We start from the raw sequence: 10,205 nt of genomic DNA, 5'->3' as shown, positions 1-10,205 counted from the left end.
GACGGATTTTCACCAGGAGTTTGCGGCCGCCTAGCCGGGGATGGCGCTGTCGCACCAACCGTACCAGGCTCAGAATGACCGGGTCAGCGTTGATGTCTATTCAATTCAGCCCGAGCGGTTTGATGACGGCACATTGATAACCATCGGGGTCTTTTGCCATGAGTTCGGTCATATCCTCGGCTTGCCCGACTTGTATGATACCGACTACTCCAGTTCAGGTTTGGGGATGTTCTGCCTGATGGCGGCAGGCGGCTGGGCAAGGGCAAGTGAAAGCCAGCCTTATGGCAGTTCGCCGGTCCACCCTTCAGCCTGGTGCAAGTATCTTTTGGGCTGGACATTGCCAGATTCGGTTGAAGAGGGTATAGCTGATTCGGTGCCCTCTGCCCGTTTTGCCGCTGTAGCAAAAGCCCAATCCTGTTTCAGGATACTAAAAAATCCCAATGGTGTTGACTGGCGCCCTGAAGGCGGTGGCAAGGGTGAGTACTTTCTGATTGAAAACCGACAGCAAATCGGGTTTGATAAAGGGCTGCCTGGAACCGGGCTTTTGATTCTTCATATTGATGAGTCCCGAAGTGGTAATGATGATGAGCGCCACCCGTTGGTGGGGATTCTGCGCGCGGACCGCTCGCCCGACTTCACCTTAGGACCAAATGACCGTGGCAGTGACGCCCATTTGTGGAAGTCAAGTGATACTGGGGTGCGTAACTTCACGACCCCTTCAACCGCATTTTATGACGGGATTCAGAGCGGGGTGGTTATTGAGAGGATTTCGCCATCCGACTCGGTGATGACCGCCACACTTAAGATTGCCCCGCTTTTCTTGGGCACGGTTTACTCATTTCCCAACCCGGTTGTTGTTAAATCATCAACAGGACCGGCAACCATTGTTTACACCCCAACCGATTCTATAAAACTTGCCGGGAAGTTTCCCAAGTTTAAGGTGAGGATTTTTAACCTTGCCGGTGAGCCGGTGCGGGTGCTTGATGAGGAGGGAACCGAGATAAACCGTGAGCGCCGGGCCGCCTATTGGGATTTGCTGAATGAGCAGAAAAGGCGGGTAACAAGCGGGATGTATTTTTATCTTATTGAGATTGAGGATGAGGGGATTAAGGAGCAGAATTTTGGCAGGTTGACAATTGTCAGATAGGAGGCTATTGTGAAAGTTGACCTTAAAGGCAAATGTGCGGTGGTTACCGGCGGTGGGGCAGGGATTGGCAGGGCAATCGTGGAAAGGCTTGCCGGTAGCGGTGCGCAGGTGGCGGTGTGCGATGTTGTGTCAGAGGCGGCCCAGCGGGTTGCCGAGGATTTGAAAGCCAAGGGAATGGTTGCCGAACCGTATGCGGTTGATGTTGCCAATTTTCAAGAGGTTCAGAATGTCTGTCTTCAGATTGAGGAGAGGTTCGGGGCAATTCACATCCTCGTAAACAACGCCGGTATCACCCGTGACAATCTGCTTTTGCGGATGAGCGAAGAGGATTTTGACAGGGTGATTGCGGTCAACCTCAAAGGTGCCTTCAACTTTACCAAAGCCTCTTCTCGGGCGATGATCAAGGCACGCTGGGGCAGGATTGTCAATATCAGTTCAGTTATTGGCGAGATGGGTAATGCCGGTCAGGCGAACTATGCGGCAGCAAAGGCGGGATTAATCGGGTTCACCAAGTCGGTGGCAAAGGAACTGGCGGGCAGAAACATTACGGTCAATGCCATTGCCCCAGGCTTTATTGCCACCGCTATGACCGAGAGACTTGACCCAAAGGTGAAAGAGAGTTACATCAACGCGATACCACTAAAAAGGGCAGGAACACCCGAGGATGTTGCCTCTCTTTGCCTTTTTCTTGTCTCAGAAGAGGCAGGCTATATCACGGGTCAGGTCATCAGGGTTGATGGCGGGATGTTGATGTAATCGGCGCCCCTTGGGACCAACCGCAGCGAGGTCCAATGGCTGGATTTAAATAGCCCTAAGTTTATATAAAGATACACAAAACCCCGCAAGGAAAAATTGGTTAAGTCTTTGTTTTTCAGTGGCTTAAATAAATGACAAATTTTGCCAGGGTATTGTCCCCCTAAGTAGTTTTGAACTTCTCCTTCGGGGAGAGGTTAGAGTTACTGTTGGGATTCCCAAACCTAACCCTTTTATCTTATATCATAATGGCAGTGTGAGTCTTAAAGGATGATTAAAACATTTATTCAAACAATTATTCAAACGATTTCTAAACGGAAAATTGGTATTATAAATGAAATTACAATGCCATATGATAAAAAAATTAGAAAAACAACATTGCTCCTGGCAGGCGCCAAGGGTAGTTCTGGGTTTGAGGTTTGTAGTTACTGGTTGGAAAGGAAGCGGTGATGAACAGGAGCCGTTCTAAGTCTTTAAACGGCTTGATTTATGAAAAGGTTTCCAGCGGAATAGAGATATTAGACCGAATTTGGGGAGGTTTCTATAAAGGAAGGGGGTATTTAGTAATTGGGCCACAAGGAAGTGGAAAGACTATCCTCGGTGTGCAGTTTCTCTTAGCGGGATTAAAACAGGGGGAAAGGTGCGTCTTCATCACCGGGCGTAGGATTGAGGACCTGATTCTCCAGTTGGAATCCTTTGGGTTTGAGGTGAAGAAATATATTGATACCGACCAGCTGCGGTTTTTAAAGTATCCTACTCCGCTCTTCTCAGATAAGGTTGCCGTTGCGGTTAATGGCGTCGTTTCCTATCTTGAATCAGAGGAGATTCAGCGCCTGGTATTGGACACAGTCATGCCGTTGATTATAACCGACCTGAAGGAGTTTCGCAACCTGATTGAAGATATGCTTTACCGGCTGGAGGGGCTTGGGGTCTCCACATTAATGACGATAAGGGAGCCGGCAAATCGGGAGGCATCAAAAGTGATTAATCTTCTGGAGGAGTTGACTACCGGTGTTATCCAATTCACCGAAACCCCGACGGGCAGGAGAATTTCCTTTATCGCAAAATGGGGCTATCCACCACCTGTATTTTCTTACAATTACAAGATTGTGCCCTCCCAAGGGATTGTGATTGGGAATGAAAGGGAAGAAGAAGTTCCCTTGGCGAGAAGGGACAAAAAGAGGTTTAAGCTTTTGCCCTTCAATAACTTCTTGAGCCTTATTGTCAAGCAAATAGGTGTGCCGGAAAAACCTCAATTCTCAATTGTCGGGTTAAAATTTCCATCAATGTCGCAGCGGGTAATTGAGGCGGTTGAACTTCTTTTGAGCGAGCCGAACCCCGCTACCATTTACGAGAACAGCGTTTTGATACTTTTGTGCGGCATTAGAAAAAAGGAGGCAGAGGTTTTCTCAAAGGAACTGTCCGCGCGGATTAAGTCAATTTTACCCCTACAAGATTTTGAAACAGCAGTGGTTACATTTCCTCAAGATGGTGAGGACTTGGATGAGTTGCTCAGTAAGATTACATAACAGGGTTTTTAGTTTATGGTTCGTAGTTCTTAGTTTGCAGTTCGCAGTGCACGCTGAACCAGGACTAAACCCCGAGGCTTTAGATGCCTATAACTGTGGTCTTTATCAGGAGGCGATAAGCCTTCTTAACCAGCATCTAAAGAAAAACCCAGAAGACCTTAACTCCCGGGTCCTTTTGGCTTCTGCCTATTTTAAGATAAAAAGGTTTGAGGAGGCGGTGAAGGAGTGCAAAAGGGTGTTAGGTTACGATTCCACGCAACAAGAGGCGAAAAGAATCCTTTCCCAGGCGCAGACTGAACTTAAGAAGGAGCGGGAGGCGAAATTAGCGTATTATCAGAGAATTTTGGAAAAGCATCCGGAAAGTTTATCTGTTCGGCTGGCACTGGCAAGGCTTTACCTTCAAGAGGAAAACTACGCGGAGGCGGAGAGAAATTACCAGAGGTATTTAAAAGGCAACCCCTTTGACCGAGATCCCTGGTTTGAATATGCCCAAGTACTCTCGTGGCAGAGGAAAAACAGTCAGGCGATAGCGATTTACCGCAAACTGCTTAAAGAACAGCCAAAAGATGTTAAGGTTCGGATTGCCTTAGGTTATGCCCTTCTCTGGTCAGGGAGGTCTGATGAGGCAAAAAGGGAGTTTTCAGCGGCTCTCAGGGATGACCCCACCTCGATTGAGGCGCGTGAGGGTTTAAAGTCTATTGCAGCGCTATCCCGTTCAGCTGCCTATGCTTATCCCATTGACCGCTACTATTCGCTCTTGACTAAAGACCCGAAGAACAATCGGCTGCGACTTATTCTGATTAAGGAGCTTTTGAAAGCCAATAGGTTTCAAGAGGCATATAATCAGTGCCAGAAGTTGCTAACCTTTGAACCCGACCACCCTGAAGGGAAAAGGTTGTTAAAGGAGATTGATAGTTTAGGAAATGAGTTTCACCAAGAGCGGGTCGGTTCGTTAACTGATTATGTGAAAAGCCATCCCGAGGATTTGGAGGCGCGCCTGAATTTGGCTTTATCGTTATCCTTCTTGGGCAGGTATGGGCTGGCGGTTTCCCATTTGAAGGAGTATCTCAAAGCGAGACCAAAAGCTGTCAGTGCCCGGTTAGAGCTTGCCCGTTGTCTTTTTAATAACGGTGACATCGATGAGGCGTTGTTACAGTACCAAACGGTATTGGAAACATGGCCGAAAAGTTTACAGGTGAGGTTGGAGTATGCCCAGGGTCTTTTCTGGAGGGATAGAAAAAAGGCAGAGAAGGAGTTGTTATTTATTCTTACGCAGCAGCCAGACTATCTTACCGCCCGTCTGGCACTCGCCGACCTTTACCTTGCAGCTGGTGACTTGGAGCGGTCAAAGAGGGAGTACGAAAAGGTTCTCCAGACCGCACCCGGTAATAAGGATGCGGAACAGGGTCTGAGAAACATCGAGATAGAAAGGCACAAGGAGACCGAAAGGGAGTTGTTGGAGAAACTAAATGTTGCAAGAGAGGCAGCCAGTAATAAGGATTACCCGGCAGCAATGGCGTTATATGAAGAATACCTGCGGGAAAATCCTCTTGACTATAGCACAAAACTGGAATATGCGCGGGTTCTATCTTGGGCAAAGGAGTATGAAATGTCTGTGGATGTGTATCAGGAGATATTAACACAATCCCCTAATGACCCTGACCTGAGAGCCGAGTTCGCCCAAGTCCTTTACTGGCAGGGTGATTACCTCCAGGCAGCCAAAGAGTATGAAAAAACTATAGCACTCTTTCCGAAAGAGAGCGTGGATGTGAAGGTCCTATTGGGATTGGCAGATGCCTATCGGGAGATGGGCGAGTATGAAAAGGCAAAACGAGAGTATCAAAAAGTATTGAGAATCAATCCTTCTGCCAATATCGCCATTATGGGGCTGAAATTACTGCCACGTGACGAAGGGTCCGGACATCTTTGGAGTTTCCCCATCATCAATGCTCAATATTTAAGACTTGACGCTCCAAAAGATTTCCATATTTACAGCAAGAGATTTTCCGGAAAGATGGATCTGGGTTCAAATGTATCCATTTCCCCTGGGTATCAGCATTACAACTTCCGGCAGTTTGATACCAATTACTACTGTAACTCTTACTTCTTTCTCCTTGATTATAAATTTGATCCGAGACTGTCCGCTCGATTAAACCTCGCTTATAATCTTTACACCAATAACACTACCTTTCAATGGCGATTCCCTGCCTTTTCCATTGGAGCGGAATACAAAATAACACCTGATGTTTACCTGGGGCTTAAATACGAGCGGCGGGAGTTAATCTATGCAAAGGAGACACTGCCGGCGCTTCAGGAAAGTCTTTTTGGAGAGAAGATCGGTTTAAACGGTGAATATCACTACACGGAAACATGGAGATTTAAGGGTCAGTATCAATACGGCGTTTATTGTGATGCCAACCAGTCTCAAGAACTCCTCTTGGGGACGGCTTATAATTTAGTGCCGGAGTTGAGCATTGGTTATGATTATAACAATTGGAATTATAAGGACAGCTCCCCGTTTTATTGGGCGCCACGAGGGTATCAGACGCACGAGTTTTGGGCCAACTTCTCAAAAAGCCCGGTCTCTAATATTGATCTTTATACCAAGTTCGGGGTTGTTTTAGTTCCTGGCTCCTCCAGCTGGGAGAAGAACCTCGATCTCAGTGTTTATTGGACACCTTGGGCAAATCTCACCCTTGGCGCTGTCTTCGGATTTTCTACGCGACAACGGGATTTGCGGCGTTCCTTCCTTTTGGAGGCAATATTTTACTTTTAAGGAGGGGATTTGAAGAGTTTCAGTTCTTTTATTAGAAACATCCTTATTCACCTTATTCTCATTATTGTCCTTTTCCTTCTGAGCGATTATTACTTGAAGAGATTTCACATGAGTTGGGGAACCGCTCTGGTTCGGGGTTCGGTTCTTGTGCTTCTGCTCTTCCTTGTTTCCCTTTTGGTCCGCTATATCCTTATTCTCCTCCTTGCCTTTTTTCAGCATACCAGGTTTGTCAACCAGAATTCCTCTTCTGACTACACCCCCTATGTCTCCATCATCGTCCCCACCTACAATGAAGACAAGGTGATTCGGCAATCATTAAATTCCCTCTTAAAATTAAACTACCCTGCCTATGAAATCATCGTTGTCGACGACGGGTCAACCGATGAAACCTTTCAAAAAGCAAAGGCTTATGTCGGCAATTATGGTAAGGCAACTGTAAAACTCATCTCCACGCCCAATCAAGGAAAGGCCCGGGCGCTGAATACCGGGATTAAGTATGCCCAAGGAGAGATAATCGTTTGTATGGATGGCGATTCTCGGCTGGAGCCCCAGAGTTTGAAAAAAGGGGTTCAGCACTTTCGCAACCCTAAGGTTGGTGCGGTCGCTGGGAATGTCAAGGTGGTAAATCGGAATAAACTGATAACCCGACTCCAAGCGTTAGAATATATTGAAGGGGTAAATCTGCCGCGCCGGGCCCAGGGTATCCTGCGGTTGGTAAATATTGTTCCCGGTCCGATAGGCTTTTTCCGCAGGAAGGCGTTAGAGGATGTGGGGTATTACTCCTGGGATACCTTTGCCGAAGACTGCGACCTCACCTTAAAACTCCTTGCCGCCGGCTGGAGGGTTGAATATGAGCCTCTTGCCATCTCCTGGACCGAGGCTCCAGAAAAATGGACCGATTTGTTAAAACAACGCTATCGCTGGACGAGGGGCATCCTTCAGTCGCTTGCCAAGCACAAGGACGCCCTGTTCAGTCCTGACAAATTCAGTTATTTCTTCATACTGTGGTGGATGGTCTATGAGGTGCTCATCTGGCCTGGGATGAATGTTTTTGGCAACCTCTTTTTTATTTTCATCGCCTTTTTCTTTGGACTCAGCCCACTCCTTCTATTCTGGTGGCTTCTGTTGACGCTATTAGATATCATCGGAGCCTTTTTCTCGATAAACTCTGAAAGGGAGGCGGCCTTCCTTTTACCATATTCGATATTTTACCGGCTCTTTTTCATTCTGGTCATAGATGTTTGCAAGGTTTTGGCATCAATTGAAGAGTTTCTCGGGGTCAAAATGACCTGGGGAAAATTGGTTAGAATGGGTAGGATATAAATAAAAACAAGAAAGGAGGAATGAAATGGATATAGTGCCTATCCTTACTGTAATCCTTCTGGCGGTAACCATCCTTACACTCATCCTCTCAGTTTTTGCGTATGTGCTCTACAAATTAAAGGAACGGAGGAATAATAACAAAAATAACAAGCATAAAGTAATAGGGGAAGCCCATGAACCGCCTTTGCAAAAGGAGATTGTGGTTATTCCCTCTTCGGCAGGGTTAGGTTCATCAATTGAGGGTGGGAATAAGAAGCCTGGTGAATCTATACCAGAACCTCTCTATATTGCCAGGAAAGAAGAGGGTTTCCCTTTGTTCTGGCGCTATACCCCTAAGGGGTATGTTCCAGTAACTGACGGCACAGAAAGGATAAAGACGGACGAACTTAAATGGCGATAAATTTACTCCTGCTCTTATTGCTCTCCATTTTCCCCCAAGGTAGAGATGAGCCCAAAATTGCTCTTCTTCGTTCCACTCATACCCAATCCGCTTTGCCCGAACTTAGCGAGTGGATGAACGATAACTTAGCCGATTGGGAAGTCTATCTTTTGAATCGCCGTCTCGGTTACAGGGTGATAACCTCCAGGGAGTTGGAGAAAGGCATTGAGGGGTATGACCTCCTGATTCTACCATCGGCAATCTGTTTGAGCGAAAGGGAGCGGTCTGCGATTAGAAGGTTCTTAAGTGGTGGTGGTGGTGTGCTGGCAACCGGTCCTTTGGGTGCCAGAGATGAACAGGGTGGTTGGCAGGGTTGGGAGTTCCTTTCCAGTCTGTTCGGGGTTGAAGTTACAGGGGAGATCGGTCCTAAAGGGAATGTGAGCGCCTCCTTAACCCTCAAGGGAAACTCCCCATTAAGTTATCGGATCCCACCAGGATTCAGGCTTGAGGTGACAAATCTTAATGAAATTCACCCTTTGGCGGCAAAGGTAGTGGAAACAAGGGCATCACCTGTTGGCTACTGGTCTAAGCCCTTGACCTCTAATGAAAAGGGGTGCGGAGTTGTTTGTGGCGAGTATTACCATGGACGTTTTGTCTGGTTGGGATTTGAACGGGAGGCAGTTGTTGGTGTCAAAACCATTCAGGTGATTCGGGACCAGATTCTGTTGAACTCAATATCTTGGTTGCGAAAGGAACCGGTTGCTTGGCTCAACCCCTGGCCCGATGGAAAAAGAGAAAACCAGGCGGCGGTGGTTTTAATCTGCGATGCTGAGTATCGCTATACTCAAACATTAAACGCGGTTACCGTCTTAAATAAGGAGGGTGTCCAGGGAACATTCTTTTTAGTCCCTGAAGAGGCGCTTAATAATCCTAAGGCAACTCGCATTCTTACGGAAAATGGCGAGATTGGTTTGCACGGGGTTGAGGTGTACCGGTGGCAGCCCTATGAGGAGCAGTTGTCACGATTAAAAGAGGGGAGGGAGTCCCTTGAGGAATTAACCGGTAAAAAAATAATAGGGTTTCATCCGCCTGAGGAACTCTATGACTCCTCCACAATAAAGGCGCTCGCAGAATTAGGGTATCGGTATCTTTGCGGCAATGATGTGACCGACCGACTCTGTCCGCTCATTACACAGGTCCGTAGTTCCAGCCTCCGTGGCAAAGGGGAACAAAAGCCAATCATTGTTGTCCTGCCTAAAGGACCAAGGAGCGACTACGACCTATTGGTGAAGGAACACCTGCGGGGCACAAATGATCTGTTCGATGCCTTGAAACAGGACTTTCTAAGTGTTTATGAGGTGCAGGGTGCCTATTTTCTCCTCTACCACAGTCATCTCCTTTGTGCAGAAAATAACATCCCGGCCCTGGAGCGATTCATTCAGTTCTGTAAAGGTAAAGATGTGTGGTTTGCAACCTGTAAAGAGATGGCAGACTGGTGGCAGGGGTTTGAAAATCTCTCCTTAACTGTCAGGAGGGCAAATTCTTCTTTGAGAAGAATTGAGGTAAAAGTAACAAATAACAGCCAATTCCCTCTTAAAAACCTGCGGCTGTTCGTCGCCCCTCCAGAACCGGTGAAAAATGTTTCTATAAAATCCCGAGGGGTTGTGGCGCCAGAGTATGAACTAAAAGAGGCGGGTAGGATCATCACTTTTAATGTGAAGAGTCTGGGAGCCTATGCCAGCCAAACATACCTTGTTGATTGCCAATGAGACTCCACTCTACCTTTAACTTGACCTCAGGGTATAATAAATTTTAGTGGATGCGATAATGGATGAAAATGAACTGCCAAGGGTAAAAGGAAGAATCGGCTCTTTCACCAACTTCCTTTTGACGCTGATTTTTTTAGGTCTCTCTTTCTGGTTTACATTTCTCCTTTTTAAAAATTTCTATGGCGAAATTCGGCTTTCGGAAAAGCCCCTCTCCACCGCCCTTAAACTGGCAAAACCGAAAATTGCCCTTTTTAAATCAACCCATACTAAAATCGCCCTGCCAGAATTCACCTCTTGGCTCGACGCCAATTTAGCCAGTTGGGAGGCTTATCTTTTGAATCGCCGGCTCGGTTACAGGGTGATAACCTCCAGGGAATTGGAAAGTGGCATCAAGGGCTACGACCTCCTTATTTTACCATCAGCGGTCTGTTTGAGCGAAAGGGAGCGGTCTGCGATTAGAAGGTTCTTAAGTGGTGGTGGTGGTGTGCTGGCAACCGGTCCTTTGGGTGCCAGAGATGAACAGGGTGGT

8 protein-coding genes are annotated in these 10,205 nt (G+C 47.1%); all 8 read left to right on the top strand.

The features are described 5' to 3' along the window. The first annotated feature begins 40 nt into the window (after positions 1–40). Positions 41–1,147: an immune inhibitor A domain-containing protein gene (locus ABIK47_07655; protein ID MEO0020487.1), complete on the top strand. Its 1,107-nt coding sequence runs from the start codon at positions 41–43 to the stop codon at positions 1,145–1,147. Between the two features lie 9 nt (positions 1,148–1,156). Then, positions 1,157–1,903 carry a 3-oxoacyl-[acyl-carrier-protein] reductase gene (gene fabG / locus ABIK47_07650; protein ID MEO0020486.1) on the top strand — a complete coding sequence of 249 codons (747 nt, stop codon included), beginning with the start codon at positions 1,157–1,159 and terminating at the stop codon, positions 1,901–1,903. 446 nt (positions 1,904–2,349) lie between these two features. Next, complete coding sequence (locus ABIK47_07645; protein ID MEO0020485.1) at positions 2,350–3,429, top strand: ATPase domain-containing protein; 1,080 nt, start codon at positions 2,350–2,352, stop codon at positions 3,427–3,429. 46 nt (positions 3,430–3,475) lie between these two features. Then, a complete protein-coding gene (locus ABIK47_07640) occupies positions 3,476–6,205 on the top strand; it encodes a tetratricopeptide repeat protein (protein MEO0020484.1) in 2,730 nt (909 codons plus the stop codon). A gap of 9 nt (positions 6,206–6,214) precedes the next feature. Next, positions 6,215–7,528 (top strand): glycosyltransferase family 2 protein, encoded by a 1,314-nt coding sequence (locus ABIK47_07635; protein MEO0020483.1) that lies wholly within the window; start codon positions 6,215–6,217, stop codon positions 7,526–7,528. A 25-nt stretch (positions 7,529–7,553) separates the two neighbouring features. After that, complete coding sequence (locus tag ABIK47_07630) at positions 7,554–7,928, top strand: hypothetical protein (GenBank protein MEO0020482.1); 375 nt, start codon at positions 7,554–7,556, stop codon at positions 7,926–7,928. Then, the gene (locus ABIK47_07625) at positions 7,919–9,676 is read left to right on the top strand and encodes a polysaccharide deacetylase family protein (protein MEO0020481.1); all 1,758 of its coding nucleotides are present in this window, start codon (positions 7,919–7,921) and stop codon (positions 9,674–9,676) included. The genes ABIK47_07630 and ABIK47_07625 overlap by 10 nt, the downstream gene beginning before the upstream one ends. Positions 9,677–9,734: 58 nt before the next feature. Next, the coding region (locus ABIK47_07620; GenBank protein MEO0020480.1) for a hypothetical protein at positions 9,735–10,205 on the top strand (471 nt) is incomplete at its 3' end.

Source organism: candidate division WOR-3 bacterium, assembly GCA_039801245.1.
Classification (GTDB): domain Bacteria; phylum Hydrothermota; class Tepidihabitantia; order Tepidihabitantales; family Tepidihabitantaceae; genus JAOABP01.
The sequence above is the reverse complement of the archived record's forward strand: the minus strand, read 5'-3'. Positions and strand labels throughout refer to the sequence as shown.